Origin of the sequence: Hyphomonas sediminis (assembly GCF_019679475.1) — a bacterium.
Lineage (GTDB): Bacteria > Pseudomonadota > Alphaproteobacteria > Caulobacterales > Hyphomonadaceae > Hyphomonas > Hyphomonas sediminis.
This window is the reverse complement of the sequence record NZ_JAIEZP010000001.1, coordinates 1,742,431-1,767,315: the sequence shown is the minus strand read 5'-3', so window position 1 is coordinate 1,767,315 and position 24,885 is coordinate 1,742,431. Positions and strand designations below refer to the sequence as shown.

26 protein-coding genes and 1 tRNA gene are annotated in these 24,885 nt (G+C 60.9%); 11 read left to right on the top strand and 16 right to left on the bottom strand.

From position 1 onward, the window contains the following. Nucleotides 1–50 precede the first annotated feature (50 nt). Entirely contained in the window at nt 51–1,883 is a 1,833-nt protein-coding gene (locus K1X12_RS08890) for a UDP-N-acetylglucosamine 4,6-dehydratase family protein (RefSeq protein ID WP_220987248.1), read from the top strand. Nucleotides 1,884–1,972: 89 nt separating this feature from the next. Here K1X12_RS08890 and K1X12_RS08885 read toward each other — a convergent pair whose 3' ends face one another. From K1X12_RS08885 to K1X12_RS08865, 5 genes are read right to left on the bottom strand one after another with little or no spacing between them, the layout of a single operon-like run. Beyond that, nucleotides 1,973–2,689: a DUF1428 domain-containing protein gene (locus K1X12_RS08885; protein WP_220987247.1), complete on the bottom strand. Its 717-nt coding sequence runs from the start codon at nt 2,687–2,689 to the stop codon at nt 1,973–1,975. 11 nt (nt 2,690–2,700) lie between these two features. Further along, entirely contained in the window at nt 2,701–3,189 is a 489-nt protein-coding gene (locus tag K1X12_RS08880) for a VOC family protein (protein WP_220987246.1), read from the bottom strand. 13 nt (nt 3,190–3,202) lie between these two features. Next, a complete protein-coding gene (locus K1X12_RS08875; RefSeq protein WP_220987245.1) occupies nt 3,203–3,427 on the bottom strand; it encodes a DUF4287 domain-containing protein in 225 nt (74 codons plus the stop codon). Then, nucleotides 3,424–3,906: a VOC family protein gene (locus K1X12_RS08870; protein ID WP_220987244.1), complete on the bottom strand. Its 483-nt coding sequence runs from the start codon at nt 3,904–3,906 to the stop codon at nt 3,424–3,426. The genes K1X12_RS08875 and K1X12_RS08870 overlap by 4 nt, the downstream gene beginning before the upstream one ends. Nucleotides 3,907–3,917: 11 nt before the next feature. Further along, nucleotides 3,918–4,577 (bottom strand): glutathione S-transferase family protein, encoded by a 660-nt coding sequence (locus K1X12_RS08865; RefSeq protein WP_220987243.1) that lies wholly within the window; start codon nt 4,575–4,577, stop codon nt 3,918–3,920. Between the two features lie 153 nt (nt 4,578–4,730). Here K1X12_RS08865 and K1X12_RS08860 point away from each other — a divergent pair, with 153 nt between their 5' ends. The 3 genes from K1X12_RS08860 to scpC all read left to right on the top strand — a co-directional run bounded on the left by K1X12_RS08860 (nt 4,731) and on the right by scpC (nt 8,601). Then, a complete protein-coding gene (locus K1X12_RS08860) occupies nt 4,731–5,177 on the top strand; it encodes a MarR family winged helix-turn-helix transcriptional regulator (RefSeq protein WP_220987242.1) in 447 nt (148 codons plus the stop codon). Between the two features lie 137 nt (nt 5,178–5,314). Next, nucleotides 5,315–6,973, top strand: coding sequence for an NAD+ synthase (locus tag K1X12_RS08855; RefSeq protein ID WP_220987241.1), 1,659 nt, complete (start codon nt 5,315–5,317; stop codon nt 6,971–6,973). 116 nt (nt 6,974–7,089) lie between these two features. Continuing rightward, complete coding sequence (scpC, locus tag K1X12_RS08850) at nt 7,090–8,601, top strand: succinyl-CoA:acetate CoA-transferase ScpC (protein ID WP_220987240.1); 1,512 nt, start codon at nt 7,090–7,092, stop codon at nt 8,599–8,601. A 15-nt stretch (nt 8,602–8,616) separates the two neighbouring features. On the opposite strand, the gene K1X12_RS08845 is transcribed toward scpC, so the two are convergent. Then, nucleotides 8,617–9,441 (bottom strand): hypothetical protein, encoded by an 825-nt coding sequence (locus tag K1X12_RS08845; RefSeq protein WP_220987239.1) that lies wholly within the window; start codon nt 9,439–9,441, stop codon nt 8,617–8,619. 131 nt (nt 9,442–9,572) lie between these two features. Between K1X12_RS08845 and gltX the strand changes: the two genes are divergently transcribed. Then, nucleotides 9,573–10,910 carry a glutamate--tRNA ligase gene (gene gltX / locus K1X12_RS08840; protein WP_220987238.1) on the top strand — a complete coding sequence of 446 codons (1,338 nt, stop codon included), beginning with the start codon at nt 9,573–9,575 and terminating at the stop codon, nt 10,908–10,910. A gap of 6 nt (nt 10,911–10,916) precedes the next feature. Here the strand turns inward: gltX and K1X12_RS08835 are convergent, their stop codons facing one another. Both K1X12_RS08835 and K1X12_RS08830 read right to left on the bottom strand, forming a co-directional pair. Beyond that, entirely contained in the window at nt 10,917–11,993 is a 1,077-nt protein-coding gene (locus K1X12_RS08835; protein ID WP_220987237.1) for a pectin acetylesterase-family hydrolase, read from the bottom strand. An 89-nt stretch (nt 11,994–12,082) separates the two neighbouring features. After that, the gene (locus tag K1X12_RS08830; protein ID WP_220987236.1) at nt 12,083–12,871 is read right to left on the bottom strand and encodes a MauE/DoxX family redox-associated membrane protein; all 789 of its coding nucleotides are present in this window, start codon (nt 12,869–12,871) and stop codon (nt 12,083–12,085) included. Nucleotides 12,872–12,927: 56 nt separating this feature from the next. On the opposite strand from K1X12_RS08830, the gene K1X12_RS08825 reads away from it, so the two are divergent. The 4 genes from K1X12_RS08825 (at nt 12,928) to K1X12_RS08810 (ending at nt 16,448) form a co-directional block, all read left to right on the top strand. Then, nucleotides 12,928–13,332 carry a MerR family transcriptional regulator gene (locus K1X12_RS08825; RefSeq protein ID WP_369426158.1) on the top strand — a complete coding sequence of 135 codons (405 nt, stop codon included), beginning with the start codon at nt 12,928–12,930 and terminating at the stop codon, nt 13,330–13,332. Nucleotides 13,333–13,429: 97 nt separating this feature from the next. Continuing rightward, complete coding sequence (locus tag K1X12_RS08820; RefSeq protein ID WP_220987234.1) at nt 13,430–14,611, top strand: MFS transporter; 1,182 nt, start codon at nt 13,430–13,432, stop codon at nt 14,609–14,611. 301 nt (nt 14,612–14,912) lie between these two features. Continuing rightward, entirely contained in the window at nt 14,913–15,917 is a 1,005-nt protein-coding gene (locus K1X12_RS08815; protein ID WP_220987233.1) for a hypothetical protein, read from the top strand. Between the two features lie 75 nt (nt 15,918–15,992). Further along, nucleotides 15,993–16,448, top strand: coding sequence for a hypothetical protein (locus tag K1X12_RS08810; protein ID WP_220987232.1), 456 nt, complete (start codon nt 15,993–15,995; stop codon nt 16,446–16,448). A gap of 153 nt (nt 16,449–16,601) precedes the next feature. Here the strand turns inward: K1X12_RS08810 and K1X12_RS08805 are convergent. Beyond that, nucleotides 16,602–16,686, bottom strand: a tRNA-Leu gene (locus tag K1X12_RS08805). A gap of 86 nt (nt 16,687–16,772) precedes the next feature. On the opposite strand from K1X12_RS08805, the gene lipB reads away from it, so the two are divergent. After that, nucleotides 16,773–17,477, top strand: coding sequence for a lipoyl(octanoyl) transferase LipB (gene lipB / locus K1X12_RS08800; protein WP_220987231.1), 705 nt, complete (start codon nt 16,773–16,775; stop codon nt 17,475–17,477). A gap of 4 nt (nt 17,478–17,481) precedes the next feature. Here lipB and K1X12_RS08795 read toward each other — a convergent pair whose 3' ends face one another. The 5 genes from K1X12_RS08795 to K1X12_RS08775 all read right to left on the bottom strand — a co-directional run bounded on the left by K1X12_RS08795 (nt 17,482) and on the right by K1X12_RS08775 (nt 22,128). Further along, the gene (locus K1X12_RS08795; protein ID WP_220987230.1) at nt 17,482–18,264 is read right to left on the bottom strand and encodes a DUF805 domain-containing protein; all 783 of its coding nucleotides are present in this window, start codon (nt 18,262–18,264) and stop codon (nt 17,482–17,484) included. Nucleotides 18,265–18,299: 35 nt separating this feature from the next. Further along, nucleotides 18,300–18,815 carry a DUF805 domain-containing protein gene (locus K1X12_RS08790; protein ID WP_220987229.1) on the bottom strand — a complete coding sequence of 172 codons (516 nt, stop codon included), beginning with the start codon at nt 18,813–18,815 and terminating at the stop codon, nt 18,300–18,302. A 139-nt stretch (nt 18,816–18,954) separates the two neighbouring features. Further along, on the bottom strand, nt 18,955–19,365 hold the full coding sequence (locus tag K1X12_RS08785; protein WP_220987228.1) for a DUF805 domain-containing protein: 411 nt from the start codon (nt 19,363–19,365) through the stop codon (nt 18,955–18,957). 59 nt (nt 19,366–19,424) lie between these two features. Next, on the bottom strand, nt 19,425–19,961 hold the full coding sequence (locus tag K1X12_RS08780; RefSeq protein WP_220987227.1) for a DUF805 domain-containing protein: 537 nt from the start codon (nt 19,959–19,961) through the stop codon (nt 19,425–19,427). 160 nt (nt 19,962–20,121) lie between these two features. Beyond that, nucleotides 20,122–22,128: an acetyl-CoA carboxylase biotin carboxylase subunit gene (locus K1X12_RS08775; RefSeq protein WP_220987226.1), complete on the bottom strand. Its 2,007-nt coding sequence runs from the start codon at nt 22,126–22,128 to the stop codon at nt 20,122–20,124. Nucleotides 22,129–22,293: 165 nt separating this feature from the next. Between K1X12_RS08775 and K1X12_RS08770 the strand changes: the two genes are divergently transcribed. Continuing rightward, entirely contained in the window at nt 22,294–23,511 is a 1,218-nt protein-coding gene (locus tag K1X12_RS08770) for a serine hydrolase domain-containing protein (protein WP_220987225.1), read from the top strand. Nucleotides 23,512–23,596: 85 nt separating this feature from the next. Here K1X12_RS08770 and galU read toward each other — a convergent pair whose 3' ends face one another. Together galU and K1X12_RS08760 are read right to left on the bottom strand one after the other, a co-directional pair. Next, nucleotides 23,597–24,469, bottom strand: a complete 873-nt coding sequence (galU, locus tag K1X12_RS08765; protein ID WP_220987224.1) for a UTP--glucose-1-phosphate uridylyltransferase GalU — start codon at nt 24,467–24,469, stop codon at nt 23,597–23,599. Between the two features lie 92 nt (nt 24,470–24,561). Further along, a complete protein-coding gene (locus K1X12_RS08760) occupies nt 24,562–24,813 on the bottom strand; it encodes a hypothetical protein (RefSeq protein ID WP_220987223.1) in 252 nt (83 codons plus the stop codon). Nucleotides 24,814–24,885 lie beyond the last annotated feature (72 nt).

The window sequence follows — 24,885 nt, the reverse complement described above, 5'->3', positions numbered from 1 at the left end:
GAGACGCCACTCGGCGTGCCATGGCATTGACCCTCACGTTTGACATCGCCATGGCCGGCGTCGCCATGACGATGGCGCACATAGATACTTATTTCGGCCTGGATCGCCCCGCGCAGATCGACGTTCAAGGATGGCTGCTGTCGACGATCGCATTCATGATCTCGGCCTCTGCGGCGCTGCTGCTTGGTGGCATCCATCGCCAGGTATGGCGTCATATAGGCGCCCCGGATGCTTGGCGCCTTGTGCAGATCATCGGCCTGACGGCACTTTTCTATCTGCCTAGCATGGTCTTGCTGAACGATACGCTGGCCGCGCCGGTTCCCACGCTCCTTCTGGCTATTGGCTTCTGGACCGTGGCTCTTTTCGGTGGACGGATGATTGCGCGCTGGCGCTCAACGCAGCGCCCAATGCAAATCTTCCAGAGACTGCCGAAAGACGGCCAGCCCATCCTTTTGCTGGGCGATCAGGAAAGCTGGATTGACGTTCTGCGCCGTCTAGAAACGCCGGGCTCGCCTCAGGCCGTTCGCGTACTGGGTCTTGTCGAAATGGACGCGCAACAGCCTGGCCGCGCAGTACGCGGAGCGCCGATCCTGGGCAGCCTGACGGAACTGAACGACATTTTGGAAATCATGGTGCTGCGCTATGGAGAAACACCATGGGTCGCACTCACTGGGCCAGCACGCGCACCAGAGATCATGCTACAGGTTCTGGAAGTGACCGCCCGCCACGGTGCAGAGATCATGGCACTCGGGCATGACGCAACCGCTCAGATACTCGAAGCGATCCACCCGGCAGACTTGCTCGCCCGGCCAGAACGCCAACTCAATATGCAACCTGTCCAGCATATTCTCACGGGCGCACGCGTATTAGTTACAGGCGGTGGTGGGTCAATCGGCTCGGAACTCGTTCGCCAGGTCGCGGAACTGCAACCAGCCTGCCTTACGATCATCGATTTTTCGGAGTTTAATCTCTATCAGATCGAACTTGAGCTGAGGCGCCGCTGGCCGCACCTGAACGCCACCTGCATCCTCGGCGACATCCGCGACGAAGCCCGCATGGCAGACATCTTTTCGGCAGCCAAACCGGACATAGTGATCCACGCGGCCGCCCTCAAACATGTCCCCCTCATGGAACGCCATGCCTGCGAAGCGATCCTGACAAATGTGGCCGGCGCCTACATCGTTGCGCAGGCGGCTAAGACTGCCGGAGCCAAACGCTTCGTTTTCATCTCCACAGACAAGGCCGTGGACCCTGATAATGTGATGGGCGCAACCAAGCGCCTAGCGGAGCTGTGCATCAGTCGGATTATGGCAGATTCTGGCATGGCCGGCGCTATGGTGCGCTTCGGCAATGTGCTCGGATCGTCCGGATCCGTCGTGCCGCTGTTTGAGCGCCAGATAGCGGAAGGCGGCCCGGTTACCATCACCGACCCAGATGCCACCCGCTTCTTCATGACGATTGAAGAAGCTTCAGCACTTGTTTTGCAGGCGGCGGCTCTTCAGCGCGCGGAAGATGAAGCAGGTCTATTCGTGCTGGACATGGGAGAACCGATCCCGATCCGCCATCTCGCCGAGACAATGATCCGCCTGAAAGGCAAAGTGCCCTATGTGGACATTGCCATTGAGATCATGGGTCTTCGCGAAGGCGAAAAGCTGCACGAAGAACTGACCTATCCGCATGAGGCGCTCCGCTCGACTCCTGTCAGTGGCGTCCATCAGGTCAGCTGTCCGCCCATCAACAGCGAACTCTTCGGCAAGCAGATCCTGCAGCTTATCGAAGCCGCGAGGCACCATCAGCCCGCTGAGGCCCTGCGGCTGCTCGGGGTCTTAGTTCCTGAATATGGTTCCGAGCGCGCCGAACTACTCTATCGCCATCTCGCCTGAAGCAACACGTTGCGCCAAGGACGCCCATAAAAGATGGGCGCCCGAAGGCGCCCAGAGATCAGATAAGAGGCTGTCCGAGTATATCGGGCTTACACGTTTACCAGCGGAACAAAGCTTCCATAAATCATCCGACTCATATCAGCGCCGGCGCTCGCTGGTCCGAACTCATGCATACGCGGGTCCGCCATGATCTTTTCCCATCCCGCATCGCGCGCAGCCTTGTCCTTCCAGTTGATCCAGGAAAACACGACGCTTTCGTCCGGTTTGCGAAGAACCGCTGTGTGGAAATCATTCACCTTGCCTTCTGGAAGGTCTGCTCCCCAGCCATCCACGACCGTGATCGCGCCGTATTCCTGGAACAGCTCAGCCATCTTGATAGACGCAGCCTTGTAGGCGTCTCGCATGGCTGTCGGTACCGGCAGCACCGTTCCGTCGACATAGCCTGCCCTTACCGTCGCATCGCCCAGAAGCATTTCAAAGCCGCCAAATATCATCCGTTTGCCGTCAAAAGGCATTTCCGGCATCGGCTGGCCTTCCATGCTGGCCATCATCTTTTGATGACCATCGTCACAGGTCTTCCGGTCCGGCCAGGTGATCCACGAGAACATCGTCGTCTCTTCCTGCGTGCGCATCACGGCAGAGTTGAGCGAGTTGATCTTGCCGTCAGGCACATCATCGCCCCAGCCTTCCACCATGCTCAGCGCGCCATTGTCCCGGAACATCGGCCAGGCCTCTTCCGCCATCTTGCGGTAGGCCTCCTTGTTCGCCGTCGGCACCGCCAGCAAAAATCCGCTTAAATATGTCATCACCAATCTCCTTATTGCTGTTGCTGCATCGCCGCTTCGGCAGCGGCCCGCATTTCATCGAATGTCCTGGGTGGCCAGGCCGGCGTCGCGATAGACCAGTGATGGCCGAACGGGTCCTGGACGATGCCATAGCGATCGCCCCAGAACTGGTCGGCGACAGGCATCACAGTTGCCGCGCCCGCTTTCACGGCCTGCGCCGCTACGGCATCGGCATCATCGACCATCAGGTGAATGGTCACGCTCGTTCCGCCATAGTGTTTCGGCGAATGCCCGCCCATCTCCGGATAAGCATCATTCAACATGATGACGGCCCCATTGATCCGGATCGAAGCATGCAACAGTCGCCCATCCGGGCCAGGCATCCGGAAAATCTCTTCGGCGCCAAACGCCGCCGTGTAAAAGGCGATGGCATCTGCGGCGCCCTCACAAGTCAGGTGGGGTGTCACAAGGCTCATCCCCGTTTCCGCAGCGATCTCTACGACGGGTTTCTTCGTACTCATAATAAATCCTCCATCATCCACCCGGCAACTTGGTACCATTTGTCTTGTGCCAGGCGACGAGCGCATTGGCGTGCCCATGCCCCAGGCCATGATCTTCCTTCAGCTTGCTGACGATCTCCAGGTGTCTGGTTGCCTTCATGTCTTCAATAACGTTCAGCCAATGCGAAACCGGCTTACCGTAAGTCTTCTCGATAGAAGGAAAATATGAAGCAGGGCCTTTGACCTTTTCAGCGCTCATTGCACGGCCTTCCCAGCAAATGCCGCCCTGATTGCCTCGATATCGATCTTGCGCATCTGCATCATCGCCGCTTGTGCCCGCCGTCCAGCCTCGCGGTCTTCATCACAGATCAGCTGAGGCAGTATCTCCGGTGTGATCTGCCAGGCAACGCCGAACCGGTCCTCCAGCCAGCCACACATGCTTTCCTGACCACCGCCTTCCAGTAGCGCCTCCCAGAGCGCATCAGTCTCCACCTGATCTTTCGTAAGAACAGAAATCGATGCAGCTGGTGTGAGCTTGTACATGTTCCCGCCCGTAAGGATCATCATCGGCGCACCGGCCAGCGTGAACTCCACCACCATCGGGTCTTCCGCATTGCCATGTTCAAACACGGCATCGATACGGCTATCTGGCAGCAATGAGACGTAAAACTCGGCCGCCTTTAGCCCTTCCTTCTGAAACCAGAGACAGGTGCGGACCTTCTTTTCCAGACCAGCCATGGCGAACCCTCCTACGTTATTCTTTCCGGTTCATTCGCAGCGAACACCCGCATCTGCGCGTCCATTGCCCGTCCGAATGCCGGACGTGAAACGCAACGCTGGCAATAGGTTTCCAGATCGGGAAAACGCGCAAGCGTTCCATCGCGTTCCAACTCCCGCAACACACTCGCCATCAGCAGGTCCGCCGCAGTGAAACGCTCTGCCTCCAGGTAGGTTCGTCCACTCAGCCAACCAGATAGCCGCGCTAACCGCTGGTTCAGCGAGGCGCGCGCCGTATCCAGGTATCCGACCGCCCAAGGCTCATTGCTATGGAAAAGCTGGGTGCCAGTGACATTCGCTACAAACGGCTCCACCGAGTTCAACGCCGCAAACGCCCAGCTTACCACCCGCGCGCGCGCAGCCACACTTTCCGGCATCAGCGCCTTGGAGGTTTCGGCAATGCGCAGAACGATAGCACCGGATTCGAACAGCTCAGCCTCATCATCCCGGAACACCGGAACTTGCGCGAATGGCTGGCGCGCCAGGTGCTCGGCCTGCAGCTTCTGCTTGTGATCGATCAGCCGCTCCGTATACGGTCTTCCGGCCTCCTCCAGCGCCCAGCGCACGCGGAGGTCTTTCACAAACCCCTGCGCAAAGTCTGGCACCCAGGTATACGCGGTCACTTCCTGCATTTCCGGCCTCCATCGCCTCAGAGTCCACATTGCCCGGCAGGCTCACTACGCAAGCTTGCGCGCCGACAAGTGGCAGAATTCCCGGCACTTCCCGTCCGGCTGTTTTACATTTCTCATTGACAAATACGTTGATGTCAACATATTATATTTGTCATGAAACCGACGCTGCCTGTCGAGACGACGCTGGAAGTTTACAATCGCTGCCTGTGCTTCAGCGTGCATAAGGCGGCGCGCGCACTCGCACGCAGATTCGATGCCGCACTTGCGCCGCTGGGCATCAGCCACGGGCAGTATTCCCTGATGATGTCGCTTAACCGACCGGACCCACCCCGTCTTGGTGAAGCCGCCGCCTTCCTGGTGATGGACCGCACCACCCTGACCGCCAACCTCAAGCCATTGGAGCGGATGGGTTATGTCGAGACCGTTCCGGACAAGGATGACAAACGCTCCCGCCGCTTGCTGCTTACTGATGCAGGCCGCCAAGTGCTCGCCGCCGCCGTCCCGATTTGGCGCGCCACGCACGACGAGGTGGACGGATTCCTCAGCGGCCCACCTTCAGCTCTGCGCGCCAACCTGATGGAAGTTGCCGAAGCGGCCTGACGCAGCCCGCCCCTGGCAAGCGGCATCGACCGCCGCATCAAGGCCACTCGCGTTGGGGCATACTACCAAAACATGCCCGCCAGACTTCCCGCCCCATTCTTGATGACATCCGGCGCGCATCATCCTAAATGCTCAGCATGAGCAATAATCTCCGTATTCTCGCCGCCCAGATGAACCCCGTTGTCGGGGATATTCAGGGCAATCTGGCGCTCGCCCGCACAGCCTATGCCGAGGCACGGGAGAAAGGGGCCCACCTGCTCGTGCTGAGCGAGCATTTCATGCTGGGCTATCCGGCGGAGGATCTGGTCCTGAAACCATCAGCGGTTGATCTGTCGATGGAAGCCATCCGCACCCTCGCCACAGAGACTGAAGGCGGGCCCGCCATCTTGATCGGCACGCCTTGGAGCGAGTGCGGCAAGCTATACAACTCCGCCTGCTTTCTTGGCGGCGGCCTCATCAAGGCGCGATATGACAAGCGCGAGCTGCCCAATTACGGCGTGTTCGACGAAAAGCGCCACTACTCACCCGGCGAAGGTCCGCCGCTGGTGGTGGAGCTTCACGGCGTGCGCATCGGGGTCGCCATCTGCGAGGACATCTGGTTCGAGCGCGTTCCCCGCGCCACCCGCGCAGCGGGCGCAGAACTGCTGATCGTTCCCAATGCTTCGCCTTGGCGCCGATCTATCCAGAACGAACGCGCTAGCGCCTTCGACCGATGGTCAGACCTCGGCATGCCGTACCTGTTCGTCAACCAGATGGGCGGGCAGGACGAGCTGGTCTTCGATGGCGCCTCCTTCGCCACCAACTCGACCCATGGCGAACGCTGCGGCCTCGTAGGTCAGTTCGAAACCGGCACCGCCCTGATAGAGTTCAATCCGTCAACGAACCAGTTCGCCGGCCTCGGCAAGGGCTGCGCACCGGACCTTGAAGGCTGGCACGCCGAATACCGCGCCGCGATGCAGGGCCTTGGCGATTACGTCCAGAAAAACCGCTTCCCCGGTATTGTCCTCGGCATGTCCGGCGGTATCGACTCGGCGATCACGGCCGCCATCGCGGCAGACGCCCTCGGCCCGGACAAGGTCTGGTGCGTCATGATGCCTTCGAAATATACCAGCGAACACAGCCTGGAAGATGCCCGTGCGTGCGCCGAAGCGCTTGGCTGCCGCTATGATACGATCAACATCCACCCCGGCGTCGAAGCTCTCGGTGAAATGCTGGCTCCCGCCTTCACAGGCAAGAAGGCGGACATCACTGAGGAGAACGTCCAGTCCCGCCTGCGGGCAGTGACGCTGATGGCACTCTCCAACAAGTTCGGCCATATGGTCATCACCACCGGCAACAAGAGCGAAATGGCCGTCGGCTATGCGACCCTCTATGGTGATATGTGCGGTGGCTACAACGCATTGAAGGATTTCTACAAGACTGAAGTGTTCGAGCTGGCCAAATGGCGTAACGCCGAACTCCCCAAGGGCGCGCTTGCACCAGCAGGTGAAGTCATCCCGGAACGGATCATCACCAAGCCACCCTCCGCAGAGCTACGGGAAGACCAGAAAGACGAAGACTCCCTCCCGCCCTATCCTGTGCTTGACGACATCCTGCGCGGCCTAGTGGATCTGGAAGAGGACGTGGACGACATCCTTGCCCGCGGGCACGACCCGGCCACGGTCCGCCGCATCGAGCACTTGCTCTACATCGCCGAATACAAGCGCCGCCAGGCGCCCCCCGGCGTGAAGGTCGGCGGCAAGAATTTCGGGCGGGACCGCCGGTATCCGATCACAAACCGGTTCCGCGACAATTGAAAGCGGCGCGCGTCACCCTCCAAATTGCATAGCTGCCATAATAGACCAATTGGCAACATGACATTTCCCCAGCGCCATGGTCTTCACGGCCGTTTCAACCGCGAAGGAGAGCCTCAATGGGTAGTGACCGCGTCAGGAGTCCGGATTTTCGAAACCGCGTGATGAGCGCGGAAGACGCCGCCGGCCTGATCGCTTCGGGCACGACCGTCGGCATGAGCGGCTTCACAGGCGCCGGCTATCCCAAATCCGTTCCCCTCGCACTCGCATCCCGCATCGAGGCGGCCCATGCGGCAGGCGACCCATTCCGTGTCAAAGTCTGGACCGGCGCATCCACCGGGCCGGAACTCGACGGCGCCCTGGCCAAGGCTGACGGCATCGAGTTCCGCCTGCCCTATAATTCCGATCCCATCGCGCGGGAGCGCATCAACAAGGGCGAGATGGAATATCTCGACATGCACCTCTCCCAGGTCGCCCCGGTTGCCTGGCAGGGCTTTCTCGGTCCGCTGCACACGGCGGTCGTCGAAGTCAGCATGATCCGCGAGGATGGCTCCCTCGTGCCCTCCTCCTCCATCGGCAACAACAAGACCTGGCTCGACCGCGCTGACCAGATCATCCTTGAGGTCAATGCCTGGCAGAATGCGGCCCTCGAAGGCATGCACGACATCTACTACGGCACAGCCCTGCCGCCCGGCCGCGTGCCAATTCCGCTGACCACACCTGACCAACGCATAGGCGAGGATGCTTTCCGGATCGACCCGGCCCGCGTCACCGCTGTCGTCCTCACGGACTCGCCAGATCGCAACCTCCCCTTCGCCGCGCCAGATGAAGCTGCCAGCGCCATCGCCGACCACCTCATCGAATTTCTAAAGCATGAAGTGAAGCTCGGCCGCCTGCCCACCAAGCTGCTGCCGCTCCAGTCCGGCGTCGGCAACGTTGCCAACGCCGTGCTCGCCGGTTTGCAGGAAAGCCCGTTCGAGCGGATGGCTGCCTATACAGAAGTGCTGCAGGATGGGATGCTGGACCTGCTGGATTCTGGCAAGCTCACCGTCGCCTCGGCCACCGCCTTCTCACTCAGCCCCGAAGCAGCCAGCGACCTAAACAGTCGGATGGAGAATTTCCGCAGCCGGATCATCCTGCGCCCGCAGGAAATCTCAAACCACCCGGAAATCATCCGCCGCCTCGGCTGCATCGCAATGAACGGTATGATAGAGGCCGACATCTACGGCAATGTGAACTCCACCCATCTGATGGGCTCGCGTATCCAGAATGGCATCGGCGGATCGGGCGATTTTGCCCGCAATGCCTACATCTCCTGCTTCGTGTCCCCGTCCACCGCCAAGGGCGGCAAGATCTCGTCCATTGTGCCGATGGCCAGTCATGTCGATCACATCACGCAGGATGTTCAGGTCATCGTCACCGAGCAAGGCCTGGCTGACTTGCGCGGCCTTTCGCCCAAGCAGCGCGCAAAAGCCGTCATCGCAAACTGCGCGCACCCGGACTTCAAGGACATGCTGGAAGACTACCACGCCCGCGCCCTGAAAGGCGCTTACGGCCTGCAGACACCGCACCTCCTCACAGAGGCGCTCTCTTGGCATCAGCGTTTTATTGAAACGGGTTCGATGCGCTAAACGCGCTCCGGCCGCCTACTCGATCGAAGGCGGCTCAACGCTCTGCGAAGCAGGGTCGAGTCCGAAAGCATCCTGGCTCATCATGGTGCGGACATTCTCGACTTCGCCCGGCTCAATGTCGCGCGCTTCGCCATAGCCTGTAATCGGCGAGGGGTAGACGCCCGGTTCCAGTACGACTTCATCAAACAGGATCCAGGCCTGCTTCCCGCCGAGGCAGGTCACGCGAACCCAAAGGTTTTCCTTGTTCTCAATGGCGCCGATATCTGTGATTTCGCGAAGCTCGCTCTCATTGATGTCGAACTCCTTGTCATTGAAGCTCATCACTGTGAAACCTTCGCCAATATAGCGCAGGTAGGTCAGCTGATCGCCGGCTTTCAGGGCCAGCTTCTCGATGCCGGCATCGCCGACAAACTCCACTTCGGTATCCTCAAGAACGGTCACCGGGAATTTCTTCGTCGCAACGAAATAATCGAGATCGTCAGCCTGGCTGCGGGCGTTATTCCACATCTGGTAATTGGCGTATTGCGGCAGGTGGCAGGTGATGTCCTGTGGGTCGGTCGGGTTCGGTCGGGCACGAGCCGGCACTTTCACATCTGCGTCCAGAACGGTGAACCCAGGTGGGTATTCCCCGGGCCAGCCGGGGCTTAGAAACCAGCTACCATCATACCCTGAGAGGGCTGCGTAATCTGTCTGTGGCGCTGGCGCCGGCCCCTCGCCTGCATCCGCTTCACCAGCAAGCTCTGCGCCGGGCGCACTTTCGGTGCCCGTCTCCGGAGAGACAGCACCCTGGCCACAGGCCGCCACAAACAGGGCCGCCGAGAGAATCCAGCCGAATCGCATTTCCTGCTCCCAAACCTTCGGGTAAAAATGGAGGTGAACGACAACAATAGCAAGAATATGACCGTGACGCTTGGCTTTTGCCGCGATTTGATGTCTCAAGCCGCTTTCCGGAAGTAGAAAGCCCGCTGCCCATGACCCGCCCTGTTGTACGCTTTGCGCCCTCGCCCACTGGCCGACTGCACGTCGGCAACGTGCGCACCGCCTTGATTAACTGGCTGTTTTCCCGTGGCCAGCAGGGCAAATTCATCCTCCGCATCGACGATACCGACCTCGAACGCTCCACCAAGGAGAATGAGGAAGCCCTAAAAGTCGACCTTACCTGGCTTGGCCTGACCTGGGACGACACCTTCAATCAGTCCGACCGGTTCGCCAGCTATGATGCTGCGTCCGACCGCCTGCGCGAAATGGGCCTGCTCTATCCCTGCTACGAAACCGCCGACGAGCTGGACGTGAAGCGCAAGATTGCTCAATCGCGGGGCCGTCCGCCGGTTTACGACCGCGCTGCACTGAGCCTCACCGCAGACGATCGCGCCAAACTGGAAGCCGAAGGCCGCAAGCCCCATTGGCGCTTCAAGCTCTCAGGTGAGCGCATAGAGTGGAACGATCTCGTGCGAGGCCCGCAAAGCATCGATACCTCGTCCGTCTCCGATCCGATCCTCATCCGTGAAGATGGCTCTTACCTCTATACCCTCCCGTCTGTCGTCGATGATATCGACGCCGGTATAACCCATGTCGTGCGCGGCGAAGACCATGTGACCAATTCAGGTGCGCAGATAGAGATCTTCATGGCTCTGGGTGGCAAGGCACCGGAAATGGCACACACGCCCCTGCTCGTCGGTGCTGACGGCAACGCCCTTTCGAAGCGCATCGGTTCGCTGTCGATGGGAGAGCTGCGCGCTCGTGGCTATGAACCGATGGCCATCTGCAGCCACCTCGCAAAACTCGGCACCTCGGACAATATCGAAGCCCGCGCGACGCTGGAACAGCTATGCGGCGAGTTCGCATTCTCCAAGATCGGCCGCGCACCCGCCCGCTTCGATGATGCGGACCTCAACTCCCTGAATGGGGCTCTCGTCCACGAGATGCCCTTCGAAACCGTCCGTGAACGCCTGACAGCCATTGATGCGCGCGCCGCGTCGGAAGCCTTCTGGCTGGCCATCCGCGAGAACTGCACCTTCGTCGCCGACGCTGCAGGCTGGGTGGAAACGATCTTCGGCGCCCCGGCCCCGGTCGTCGCTGAGGAAGACCGCGAGTTCATCGCGGGCGCCGCCGCGCACCTGCCCGCTGGCGACCTGACATCGGAAAGCTGGAGCGCCTGGACCAACGCCCTTAAAGCCGCCACCGGCCGCAAGGGCCGCGGCCTTTTCATGCCGCTGCGCAAGGCGTTGACGGGCATGGAACACGGCCCCGACATGAGCGCCCTACTCCCGCTTATCGGCCGCGAAAAAGTTCTCCAGCGCCTTGGCTAATCTGCGCTAGTCGCAAGTCTGATCTGCCTCGCAGCTTAGCGTTACGACCGGCTTTCCGCCTACCAGATCGCGCGTCCAGTCCACAATGCGCACGCCGCCGACCATGTCCGTATAGAACCGGTCATCGCGCAGCGCTGTATGGGTCTTGCCGGGCGCACTGAACGTGCGGATATCCGGAACATCGCGCGCAAGGTCTGCATTGTTCGCGGCAAGCAGTGCGCGCACCGGCTCTGCTGTGCCCAGCAGCGCAAGAAAGCCCTGCTGCACCTCATCATCCACATTATCAAAGCGCGACAGCTGCGCTTCAGGATGACGCGCAGCTGTGACGCGGAAGAAATCTTCCACGCTGGCGGTTGATCGGTCCACCAGCGCAAACTCTGGCCACGCCGGTACATCCTCAAAGGCGCCCCAGGCTTCCAGTACGCTCGCGATCACAGGGGAACGATACCCGCCCGCCCCATCGGCCAGGTTCACCACCTCCGCCTGCGGATAATACTCGGCGACAAGTCCTGTATAATAGGGCGACGCAATGGCTCCGGCGCTCCCACCGGTCACAAACACCTTCTCCGGCGCCGCCCGGTTTGCGTACAGCCAGTCCAGCGCAGCCTGTACGTTCGTCTTACCGCGATGATGAATGGTGACCTGCTTTCCGCCGGTAGTAGTATAGCCTGCGTCCTTCGCGCCCAGATGCGAGTCACCCGTGCAATAAGGCACAAAAATCTGCGTCCATCCGGCAAAAGGGTTTTCCGGATTAACATTGTCGAACACGCCGCTCAGATAAGCTGGGTTGTTGGAGTCCATATCCACAAAAGGCGTGTAGGGGGATGGTTCCGTTTCAAGATCGCAAAGGTCGCCATTCCAACATGCCCCGCCGCCATTTAGAAAAACAATCACACGGTCTGGATCATCTCCGCGCACATGGAAGCGAAATGGCGTACCCGTCGCACAAAGCGTCTCACCGCCCGGCTCGATGGTCGTCCACCCTTCCGCCTTCGGCTCAGCAGGCCCCCTATCGCTTTGGCAGGCTGCAACAGTGCCCATCAGGACCATAGCCAACAGCCGCGCGTTCATGTGGAATCTCATGCTTTCCTCCCGCTGGCTCTCACGGCCACCAGCGTAGAGCCTAGGCAGGGCTGCAGCGTCTGGCAACAGCCCCGCCGAGAGCCGGCAGATTACATCGCCATACCGCCAATTACGCCAGCGGCGGACAGCCCCATCCATACGGCCATGGCCACCATCATGACGTTCTCGGTCAGCGACACAAAACCAAGCGGCACATTGCTTGCTCCGCCGACGCAGGCGCATTTCAGCTCCCGCTTGTCGATGTAAACCGCTTTAAAAACGGACACGGCACCCACCGTTCCAATAAACAGCGCCACCGGTACCGATAGCCAGGTCAGTGCTCCGGCCACCATCAGCACGCCTGCCAACCCTTCTGCAAACGGATAGATATAGCCGTACCGTACCCAGCGCTTGGCCAGCAGGTCATAGTTCAGGAACATCGTTGAGAACGTCTCGACATTCTGCAGCTTCAGCAGCGCCAAAACCACCATCGAAAAACCGATGAACCATTCAGCCGCACGCACCGTAAAAATACTTCCGGACACAGCATAGCTTGTCGCCATCGCCATCATCGCAGTCATCGCAAACAGCGCGATCACCGGGCGGTAGCTCGTCGCCTTCGGATCGACCACCGGCTTGCCGAAAAAGCGGCGCAGATCGTCATATCCACCAACACGCTGCCCATCGATGAACACTTGCGGCGTGGTCGCCACGCCATGTTTCGCCTTGAAGGCGTCAGTGTCTTCCCGCGTGGTCAGCAAATGGTCTTCCACAGTATAGCCAGACCGCCTCAGCAGGTCTTTGGCTTTCAGCCCATAGGGGCAGGTGTGGCTGGGCATCACCATCCGGTAGAGCACGGCGCGTTGGTCGCCTGCGCCTTCCCTCGTTTCACCGGTCATCTCGTGTCTCCTTGCAGGTATTGAGAACTTACCGGTCCCAATATAAGTTCCGTACCATAGTACGGAGTCAAGCGATGCTAACACTCACGATCGGAAAACTTGCCGCAACCGCCGATGTCGGCGTGGAAACCATCCGCTTCTACCAGCGCCGAGGCTTGCTCGACACGCCCTCCCGCGATGGTGGCACACGCAAATACGGCACCGAAGATGTTCGCCGCTTGCAGTTCATCCGACAGGCTCAGACCGCCGGCTTCACGCTGGAAGAAATCCGCGAGCTGTTGACGCTGGACGCAGGCGAAGACCGCTGCCGCGTGAGGGAGATGGCGCGCGAGCGCATCAAGGCCCTCGATACGAGAATTTCCGAGCTTCAATCCGCGCGAAATTCGCTTCGCCAGCTGGCTGCTGAATGCGCGGAAGGCTCAGCCGGCCCCTGCCCGATCCTTGCCTCTTTCGGCGTCTGACCCAGTTCCCGCCGCCAAAGGCCCTTGCCATCGACAATAGATATATCTTTACAGTTCCCCCAGTTTGTAGAGCGAACTTCAAAAGGCGGGACGAGGCATGACGGCACGGCAGGAATTTACGGCAAGCTGGCCCGTCGTGGTCGCCTCTGCGCTCGCCATCAGCGTCGGTCTGATGGGCATCGGCTTCTATTCCCTGGGCCTGTTCGTAAATCCCTTGCAGGAAGAGTTCGGCTGGAGCCGCGCAGAAGTCTCCGGCGCTGCCACGTTCCAGCAGCTCGGCATCTTCATTTCCGCCCCCATCGTCGGCTGGCTGGCGGACCGGATCGGCACGCGCCCCATCGCCATCGCCAGCTATATCGCCACGCCGCTTGCCCTCGTCGCGCTGGCCAATGCCGGCCCGTCCGTGCCCGCCTGGTATGCGCTCTGGATGCTCGTTTCGCTCGCGGGCTGCGGCACCACACCGGCCATCTGGGCGCGCGTCGTCTCCATGCGGTTTGATGCGGCGCGTGGCCTCGCCCTCGGCCTGATGCTCGTGGGCACAGGCGTCGCCGCCATCCTCGCTCCAGCCGTTCTCGGTCCCATCTTCGTCGAGCATGGCTGGCGTGATGCTGTGCTGGTAGTGGCAGGCGCCACCGCCCTCATCGGCCTGCCCGTCAGCTTCTTCATGAACCGCGAAATCGGCGGCCCAACGCCTCAGAAAACTGAACGCGGCCGCTTCGAGTTCAACCGCGCCACGAACACCATTCTCATCATCGGCTTCCTGCTGGGCCTGCTGGTTGCCGGACTGATCGTCCACCTCGTGCCCATGCTGGTCGATGGCGGCATGGACCGCGCCGCCGCCGCCCAGGTCGCCGCCAGCATCGGGCTAGCCGTACTCTTTGCACGCATTGTCGTGGGCTACCTGTTCGACCGGTTCCACGCGCCCTTTGTGGCCGCCATCTTCCTGCTCTCGCCGGTGGTCAGCTGCCTTGTGCTCTGGCTTGACGGCCCCGTGCTCATCGCAGCGATCGGCCTTGGTCTCGCTGCCGGCGCAGAGGTCGACATGCTGGCCTATTTCACCGGCCGCTATGCCAAAATCGGTAATTACGGCGCTACCTATGGCGGCATCCTCGGCCTTTTCTGCCTTGGCGCCGCCATTGGCCCCATGCTGTTTGGCTGGAGTGTGGATACGACCGGCAGCTACGATCTGATCCTCATCATTTCGGCGGCGCTGCTGGCCTTCGTCGTCGCGCTGATTGCCACGCTGGGGCCATATCGTACCGCCGCCTCCGCCCACTGAGCCACGCGGCACCCCAAATCCGGAAACGCCCCCCACTCCGGCTCGTTGCACGCGGCGTCCGGCACGCGGGCCTGTACCCAGCGTAGCAGCGCCGCGAAATCAGCAATCCAGTCACTTTGCAGCAGGCATCGCGCGCCAGGCAGGACGTGGCGCCTGCCGGAAAGTTTGGGGCCGATGTCCGCTTTCGTCGCCCGATGTTGTTCTGGTGTCTGAAGTTCGTTGGGCGGAAAGGCCCTGGGTTTCGCTTCACCCAGTCAAGCAAACAAACCTGAAGGACGGGAACATCGTGACGAAAACTCTCATGAAAACGATAGTCGGCCTGGGCAGCGCACTAATGCTGTCCAGCGCGCAAGTAGCCCTTAGCCAAGGCGCAAACGTGGATCACCTGACCCTTTACTCCAAGAAGGATCAGGCGGGCGAAAAACGCGTCCTTGTTGCAGACGAACCCGATCTGGCCACGATGAAAGCCAGCAATTTTGCCTGGAGCCTTACGGCCGTAGGCAATTGGGAAGTATGCATGGACCCCGGTTACCGGGCTGGCTGTCGCATCGTTACCGGAACCATCACTGATCTGGGTACAGACGGCGCCGCCATTTCTTCAGCCCGGAAACTCGCCGCGCCCGCAGCTGCCACCAGCACTTCCGCGCCAGCGCCTGCGTCCCCATCCAAAACGGGCCAAAAGTCCTCAGCCACCACGCCGGTCAAGCCAGCTCCGGTACCAGCGCCCGCTCCGACGCCAGCAACCGCGCCCACGCCGGCCCCCACCAGCTTAGAGCCTGCCTATGTCTATGCCACGATCGGCTTTGACAAGATCAAGCCTGAACTGGTGATCAACGGCTTTGGTGACGCCACCAACGGCGTCTACACGGCCACGCAAAGCGAAGCCGAACTCGACGCGATCTATCGAACCGGCACCTACGGAATCACCAGCGGACGGATTGAAGGCCGGATGTCCAACAATGTCCTGTCCGGCTACTGGTATGAAACAGCATACAATGCAGGCCTGCAGGGATCTTGCGAGCGAGAACGCAACGGCACGCTCGTGTATGGCCGCTTCACACTGACCTTCAATGCCGATCGCACTTCCTTCTCCGGGTATCGGAGCAGCTGCGACGAGGAACCCAACGCATACGATCACGCCTATCTTACCTGGACCGGTCAGCTGATCCGTCGTCAGGCCGCCGTGGCAGTGCCGACAAGCGTCTCGGACAGCAAAATGGCATCCAAATCGGAAACCCAAGCCATGTCGGAAACGGACGAACTCGTCATCAAGGCCGCTCGCGGCATCCTCGACAAGGTCTTCTGATTGAAGCGGGCAGGTGCTGGCCGCGCCTGCCCAACCTCAGCATACGCAATTCAACACAGCCAAAGGAGCTTCGTTATGCGCCTCTCACCCAAGCTTGCGTCCGCCATCGGCGCCAGTCTGCTCATATTGACCGCCTGCGGCGAGAAAACTGATGCCCCTTCAGTCCGTTCGCTTGGCGGCGCCGCCGAGACAGGCGTGAAAACCGGCGACAAGAAGTTTGACCGCGCCATCGAGTGCTGGGCCCTCACCAGCTCGGCCTATTTCGCCCACCTCGCATTCGGTAGCGAGCAGACCGGCAACGTGCCTAACCCCGACCAGGAAATTTACGGCAACTGGTCCAAGGAAATGGCTCTCATGGCTCACGACAAGGGCATGAACTATGAGGAGTATCAGGAGCTTCAGAAAAAGGCGCAGAAGCCAACGCGCCTTTACAAGCTGCAAGTCGAGCCGGAAGTCGCCAACGCTATCCAGAGCTGCATTGATGCGGTTCCCCCGCTGAACCCGCGCCCGGATCCCAGCTGGCCCACCTGACCTGTCAGACGCACAAACGCTTCATACGCCCCTTCTCATCCGGGAAGGGGCGTTTTTGCATGCGCCAATGCAGGCCGCGCTTCAGCGCACGGCCTCGCCACATTTCACTTGTCAGAAGGCCCCGCCTGCTGGCCCGTTGGCCAGGGAGAGAGATGGTGCGGTCGAGAAGACTCGAACTTCCACGGGTTGCCCCACAGCGACCTCAACGCTGCGCGTCTACCAATTCCGCCACGACCGCACACTGGTATTCTCGAGGCAGACGGGCCGTATAAGGCGGTCATTCGCCTTTGTGAAGCCCTGAAAAACGCCTATATCGCACCGGCAATGAAGAATTTTCCTCCCGTCGAATGGGCCATCTCCGAAGCCCCCGTCCCTTACGAGGCCGCGCTGGCCTTCATGGAGGCGCGCGCCCGCGCCATCCGTGAGGAAAACGCCCCGGAACTGGTTTGGTTTCTCGAGCATCCCCCCCTCTACACCGCCGGTACGTCGGCCCGAATCGAAGACCTGCGCGACCCTGCCCGCTTCCCGGTCTTCGATGCCGGGCGCGGCGGCCAGTATACCTATCACGGCCCCGGCCAGCGGGTGGCCTATGTGATGCTGGATGTCGGCGCACGCGGGCGCGATGTCCGCGCCTTCGTTGCCCAGCTGGAAGACTGGATCATTCGCGCACTGGCAGCCTTCAATGTCGATAGCGGCGTGCGGGATGGCCGGGTCGGCGTCTGGGTGGACCGGACAGAGCCCGGCGGCCCGCCCCGGGAAGACAAGATCGCTGCCATAGGCGTGCGGCTGAGGCGCTGGGTCAGCTTCCACGGCATTTCGCTGAACGTGGAGCCTGAGCTGGAGCACTTCACCGGCATCACGCCCTGCGGCATCGCAGACCCCCGCTACGGCGTGACCAGCCTGGCAGGCCTCGGCCGTATCGTCTCGATGGAAGAGGTCGACATCGCCCTGAAGGCTGGCTTCGAGCAGGTCTTCAGGAGCAAGCTGGTGCGGGTCGGGGCGCCCCTCTCGGAGAGCCCCGCCGCCTGAAGCGTCAAGCGCCGCGTGCGATTTCGTCCGGCGTCAGATGGCTGCCGGTGCGGATTTGCCCCACGCCGCCATTCGGCAGGCGCGCCACATAGAGCAACGACCAGAGCATCGCCCCGAAAGAGGCCAGCCACCAGATCGGAAACGCAAATCCCATCCCGGTCGACTTGGCAAGGTCGCGCTGGCTCATGCCCATCATACGCGGGTCCATCGGCGGGCGTCCGGTCGCCTTGGGCTGGGCTTCCTTGGCAGCGGCGTCTTCGCCCTCGCTCTCGTCTTCCGTCTTGGTCTCCGCAGTCGTCTCAACCGCCTCGGTGTTCGCAGGCGCATGCATCGCTCGGTAATTCATGCCGCCCACCTGCGACCCCAGGGCATAGGCGACCGCGCCCAACAGCAAGGGAATTATCACGATGATCGCAAGGAAAGCTGAGCGTCCGGCCTCCGTCAGCCTGCGGACATGCACAACGAATGAGGTATAGTCCGTCACCAGCGTGAAGATCGCAAACGGCAGCAGGATCGCCGGCACAGAGAACAGGAACAGGTCCACCGGCGCGTTCATGCCATCGGTCTTGACGCCGGCAATGCCCGCAATCATCGCAATGAAGCTCGGCACGACATAGAGCAGCACACGGCCAAGGAACATGAACGTCCACGCGCGCGTAAAATGCAGCTTGTAGGTCTTTCCGAAGGGATTGAAGAGGGTCTGCCCCCATTTCATCGCCGAGGGGGCGTCCCGCTCATCGCGGATCCAGGGACGATGCGGATCAATAGCTCCAGCGGTGTATTCCATGGCAGGTCCTCGTCTTTTAACGGCGGGGGGGCAGGCTAGTCGATGTGGGCCGCAGGGGCTCCATAACGGTTCGGGTTCGGATCGGATTTGAGATTGAAAACAACAAGTCCCGCAGCGGCGCTCGAGATCAGGAATGAAATGAGGTTCGGCACCGCCGACAGCCGCCCGAACTCCTCAACCAGTTCACGCAACCGCGCTTCGTTCACGGACTCGGGCGACATGATCGCCCCCATCATCTCCCTCGACAGCTCAAGCGCCTGCGGCGACATGAGCTGAAGCAGGACGCCGCCCACGATCGCATTCAGGACCATCCAGAGGATCAGGATCACCAGCCACAGCCAGGCGGTCTGCCCGGCGTCGTGCAGGCGTTTGCCGAACACGCAGATGTAAGGGAACACCAGCGCATACTGCAGCACGTTGATCTGCGGAGAGATCACCGCAGCCGCCGCCGTGATCACCAGCATCACGCCCGTAAGCAGGATATAGGCCCGCCCGAAGCTGCGCGGGCCGATGCGACCCTGAGGATCAAGGAAAATCTGCCGGTAATCCATGCGTGTCCTGTCTTGGCCGCGCGTACGCAACGTTTGAAGAGAATATGACTGGCCTTATCAATAAACGATAAAGCCGCGCAACAAAAAAAGAGCCGGGCATGGGCGCCCGGCTCTTCTGGTCAGATAGTCTGGGCAACGATCAGGCGAAAATATCCGCGCTGCCAGCACCCGGATTCTTCGGATCGGGACCGTATTTATTGGGACCCGCCGTGCCGGGAATGAGGCAGACGATGAACAAGCCCAGCCCGACAAGGATGTTGAGGATCGGCACGAGCGCGCCGAGGATGATCCATCCCGACAGGTTCACATCATGCAGCCGCCGCACCATCAGGGCGATCCCTGGAATAAGGATCGCCAGATAGTAAAGGAACAGGATCCCGACAAACACGAAGTAAAGCGCTCCGGGCTCTCCGGTTTCCATGTTGATGCCCCCCAGCACAAAGGCCAACGTCAACAAGGCAGCAGCAACAAGGAAGTTGAACAGATACACCCACCAATATTCAGAACGCCGCGAGCGGCCCTGAAAATCGGTGTAGCGCGCAAAGAACATTCTTACGGCGTCTCCAAACCCCATATTGGTCCCCTTTTTTGGTTAATGATGTATACGAACTAAACGAAGGCAGATTCGGCGCCCGATGGACCGGGGCCATACTGATTGTCATTCGGGTCGGTCTTGTTGATCAGCCCCATCACGAAGCCGACGGCCCCCGTCACAACCAGTGTCGACAAGATACTGGGCAGCAGCTGCGCCTGTGCGGCTTTCTTGGAGGCTTCCATAGCGACGCTCATCGCCGCCGCCGGATCGCCGCTGGCACCCGCCTGCTCCATCTCACGCTGCATTTCCATCTGCAAGGCAACCGTGTCCACGCCGAAAACTGGCATCAGCACCATGCTCACGACAAACGACACGATGATGGCCAGAACGACCATCGCCACCGTCAGCCAGCCGGTTTTGCCGGAATCATGGAACCGCTTCACATGCACGGCAATCCACGGCCAAATCATGATGATCCCGAGAAAGCCCAGAAACGGCGACACGAATGCGCTGATCAGGGAAAGGGCCGCGCTGATACCGAATAGGACCAACACACCGCGCCAGTAGGTCGGTTGATCAATTCGCCCGTTCGGGCTCAGAAAAAGTTCCATGGAAGTGTCCCTTTAGCTCCGGCGGCGGATAATCGCCGCCGATATGGCGTGACAGCCTGCCTAAAGGGCGCAAACCCCTTGCCGCCACCTGTGGCAGGGATAGCAAACGGAACCGGTTTAGGAAACGTAAAGTTCGCAAGCGCGGGGGCCATGCCCCGCCTTACGCGAACTCCACCATGATTTCGTCAGCCGCCACGCTATCGCCTGCCTTGACGTTGATCGCCTTGACAGTTCCGGTTGCACTCGCGCGGATGATGTTCTGCATCTTCATCGCTTCCACGATGCAGACAGCTTCCCCTTCCTGCACTTCCTGACCAACCTCGACATCCATCGAAACGACCAGGCCCGGCATCGGCGAGATGACGAGTTTGGACGTGTCCGCTTTCGGCTTCTCCGGCAGGCGGGCATGCAGGTCGGCTACGAAGGGCGTACAGACGAGCGCGCGCAACGCAACGCCGCGATGACGGAACAGATAGCCCTCGGTGCGGTCCGCAAATTTCACAGCGAACGGCTTGCCGTCGAGCACGCCTTCCACGAGGTGCTGGCCTGGATGCCAACCGGTTACGAGGCTGTGCGCCTTGCCGCCGTCGATGTTGATCTGCGCATCGCCATCGGCGCCGATATCGATCGTGACCGGATGATGCTTGTCGCCGAGAATGACGATCCAGTCCTTGCGGGCTGCCGCCGCCGCGTCAGACATCTTGCCCGAAACCTGCGCCGCGCGGCGCGAGAAGAAGGCGTGTACATACGCTGCCGAACAGATCAGCTGGGCCTCCTGCTCCTTGGTCGGCTCGGTGCCTTCAAAGCCGTTCGGGAACTCATCCTTGATGTAGGCGGTGGTGATATTGCCGGAGCGAAAGCGCTTCTCGTCAACCACAGCCGCAATGAACGGGATGTTGTCCTGAATGCCTTCGATGTGGAAACGGTCCAGCGCCTCGCCATGCGCGTCCAGGGCCGCGTCGCGGTCCTTGCCGTGCGTGATCAGCTTGGCGATCATCGGGTCATAGAACATCGAGATTTCGTCGCCCTCGCGCACGCCGGAATCGAGGCGCACTTCGCCGCGCGCAACTTTCCCTTCCGCTGGCGGATGGAAACGCTTCAGGCGACCGATGGAGGGGAGGAAGTTCCGGTACGGATCTTCCGCATACACGCGGCTTTCCACGGCCCAGCCGTTGATCTTGATGTCGGACTGTTTGAGCTTCAGCTTCTCGCCATAGGCCACGCGCAGCATCTGCTCGACGAGGTCCACGCCGGTGATCATCTCGGTCACCGGATGCTCCACCTGCAGGCGGGTATTCATTTCAAGGAAATAGAAGCCCTTATCCGCGCCCGAAGCCACGAATTCCACCGTGCCGGCGCTGTCATAATTCACAGCCTTGGCAAGCGCGACGGCCTGTTCGCCCATCTTCTTGCGCGTTTCCGGGTCGAGCAGCGGCGAAGGCGCTTCCTCGATCACTTTCTGGTTCCGGCGCTGGATGGAGCATTCGCGCTCGTTGAGGAAGATGCAGTTGCCATGCTTGTCGCCCAGCACCTGGATTTCAATGTGGCGCGGCTCGAGGATGAACTTCTCGATGAAGATACGGTCGTCGCCGAAAGAGGCGGTCGCCTCGGCTTTCACCGCGGGGAAGCCTTCTTCGACTTCCTTGTCATTGGCCGCCACGCGGATGCCCTTGCCGCCGCCGCCGGCAGACGCCTTGATCATCACCGGATAGCCGATCTCGCGGCTGATCTCGACGGCGTGCTTGGTGTCCTTGATCAGGTCCATATGCCCCGGCACGGTCGAAACGCCCGCTTCAGCGGCCAGCTTCTTGGACGAGATCTTGTCACCCATCGCGTCAATCGCGTGCGCGTTCGGGCCGATCCAGCCGATGCCCTCTTTCTCAAGACGTTTGGCAAAGCCGGCATTCTCGGAAAGGAAGCCAAAGCCGGGGTGGATCGCTTCAGCGCCCGTCTGCTTCACCGCATCGATGATCTTGTCCGCCACGAGGTAGGACTGCGCTGCCGGCGATCCGCCGATATAGACCGCTTCATCGGCCATCTCGACCGCCATCGAGCCAGCATCTGCATCAGAGTAAACCACGACCGTTTTGACGCCCAGGCGGCGGCAGGTCTTGATGACGCGGACGGCGATTTCACCACGGTTGGCGATCAGGATCTTCTTGAACATACGGTCCTTGGCCCCTCGAAACTGTAAAAAACCCGTCTCCGTTAAGCCGCCCCTGCCGCCTTGTCCATGCTTGCCGCACCGGCAATTTGCTGCAGTGCCCCTTGCGGCCAAACAGCGCCCAACTAAAGCTGCCGCCTGATAAAAAATGACGGGAGGGTCACGTTTATGAGCGGCACACACAAATGGTTGAAGCGGTTAGGCGTCCTGGGTGGAGCCCTCATGGTTCTCCTCGGCGCCGGCTGGTGGCTGATAGGGCCGGATTGGCGCGCAATCCTCGCAAATCCGCCTGCTGGGCGCGATGTTCTCTTCTGGTCGGATGCCCAGCGCAGCGCCGCTTTCCGGATGATGGACCGCCTGCCCTTCATCATAGAATCCCGCGCCATCCCCCGCGGCGAACACGTTCATGCCCTCCCCGACGGCGCCCCGCTGGACCTCTCCAGCGAGATTGACCTGGACGCATACCTCCTATCCCAGAACGCCGCCGGCCTCGTTATCCTCCAGGATGGCAAGATCCGGGTAGAGCGTTATGGCAACGGCTTCACGCCTGAGGGCCGCTGGACCAGCTTCTCCGTCGCCAAATCGCTGACCTCCACCCTCGTCGGCACCGCCATCGCGGATGGTTACATCGACAGCCTCGACGACCCCGTGGCGCAATACATCCCGGACCTCGTCGGCTCGCCTTATGATGACGTCACCGTCGCCCAGCTCCTGACGATGACCTCCGGCGTCGGCTGGAATGAGGACTATGAAGATCCCGCCTCCGATGTCGCCCTGTTCGACAAGCAGGCCGCCGAGCCCGGCAAGAGCGGCATCGTCACCTATATGCGCACGCTTGGCCGTGCCCATCCGCCCGGCGAAGTCTGGAACTATTCCACAGGCGAGACGAACCTGATCGGCGTCCTCGTCTCCGAGGCAACCGGCAAGGAAGTCTCCGCCTACCTCTCCGAAAAGATCTGGGCGCCCTATGGCATGGAGCAGGACGCGACCTGGCTGCTCGGCCAGGATGGTCATGAGATTTCCGGCTGCTGCATCCAGGCCACCACGCGCGACTATGCCCGCTTCGGCCAGTTCATCCTCGATGGCGCCCTCATCGATGGCAGCCCCATCCTGCCGGCAGACTGGCTCCCCAGCGCCACCCTGAAACAGGCAGATATCGGCGAAGCCGGCTATGGCTACGGCTTTCAGTGGTGGACATGGGACGACGGCAGCTACATGGCCGATGGCATCTTCGGTCAGGGCATCTTCATCGATCCCGCCCGCAATCTCATCATCGCCTCAAACGCCAACTGGACCAGTGCCACAGGCACGAAGGACGGCGAATGGCGCGCCCGCGACGCCTTCTACCGCGCCGTCCAGCGCGCTGTGGACGCGGAAGGCAACTAGCCCGCCGGAAACAGAAACGCCGCCCATCCGTCAGACCGGAGTGGGCGGCGCAAACTGGTTTGACCTGCCAATTGGCGTTTAAGCCTTAGAGGCTTTCAGCAGTCTTCTTGACGAGGGCCTTGGCAAACTCTGCCGTGTCCGGATTATCCAGGGCATGGGCCAGCACGGCATCGAAATAGCCCGTCTTGTTACCGCAGTCGTGCACCGATCCGGCAAACTCGTAGGCGTAGAAGTCCTGCATTTCCATCAGCTTGGCCATCGAGTCGGTCAGCTGGATTTCGCCGCCCGCGCCTGCGCCCTGCTTTTCGAGCAGGCCGAAGATTTCCGGCTGCAGAATGTAGCGGCCCGTAATGGCGAGGTTCGACGGCGCGCTCTCGCGCGGCGGCTTCTCGACCATGCTGGACATCTTGATCAGGCGGCCATCGCGCGAAACCGGCGCAATCACGCCGTAAGCGGAAACGCGCTCTTCCGGCACGGGGTCAACGGCGATGACGTTGCCGCCCACCTTGTCATATGCGTCCACCATCTGCTTCAGGGCGGAAGGCTGGCCTTTGACGATTACGTCCGGCAGCAGAACGGCAAACGGCTCATTGCCGATCACATCGCGCGCGCACCAGACCGCATGGCCGAGGCCCAACGGTTGCTGCTGGCGCACAAAGCTGGACGATCCTGCCGGAAGGCGCGAAGCCTCCACCTGTTTCAGGATTTCGGTTTTCTTCTTGGCAGCGAGCTGGGATTCCAGTTCGTAGGCGTGGTCGAAATAATCCTCGATCGCGCCTTTGCTGCGGCCGGTGACAAAAACGATGTGCTCAATGCCCGCCTCGATGGCTTCATCGACGACATACTGGATGACCGGACGATCAACGACCGGCAGCAGCTCCTTCGGGATGGCCTTGGTGGCCGGCAGCACACGGGTGCCGAGACCGGCGACGGGTAGAACAGCTTTTCTGACGCGCATGCGCGTAAACTCCTTGGGATCTTGTGTGCCCCACCGGCACGATCTGCAATTTACCTAGCAAATCGCCTGCCACGCGAATCCGCAATGCCTGTTCAGGCGCCCGCCTGCAGGAATCCCGCAGCCACCCAGGTCGACAGCGCCACCACAAGCAGCATCGTGATGATACGGGTCATCTTCGACTCGTTCTGGCGGGAGAATGCAGCTTCCAGCCGGTCATGCAGGATGTGAACCGGCGAATGACGGCCCTTGCGGGCGGGAGTGCTGGTGTTGGCTTCGGAGACGGGAGCCTCAGCCTGCGGGGCGGGCTCGCTGTGGGTCTCAACGGGTTTCTTGACGGCGTTCATGGGTCACCCTTGGGATCTGACTTGTCCCAGCTTGTCCCGTTTTGTCCCATTTTTGGCCTAACATGACCCTAA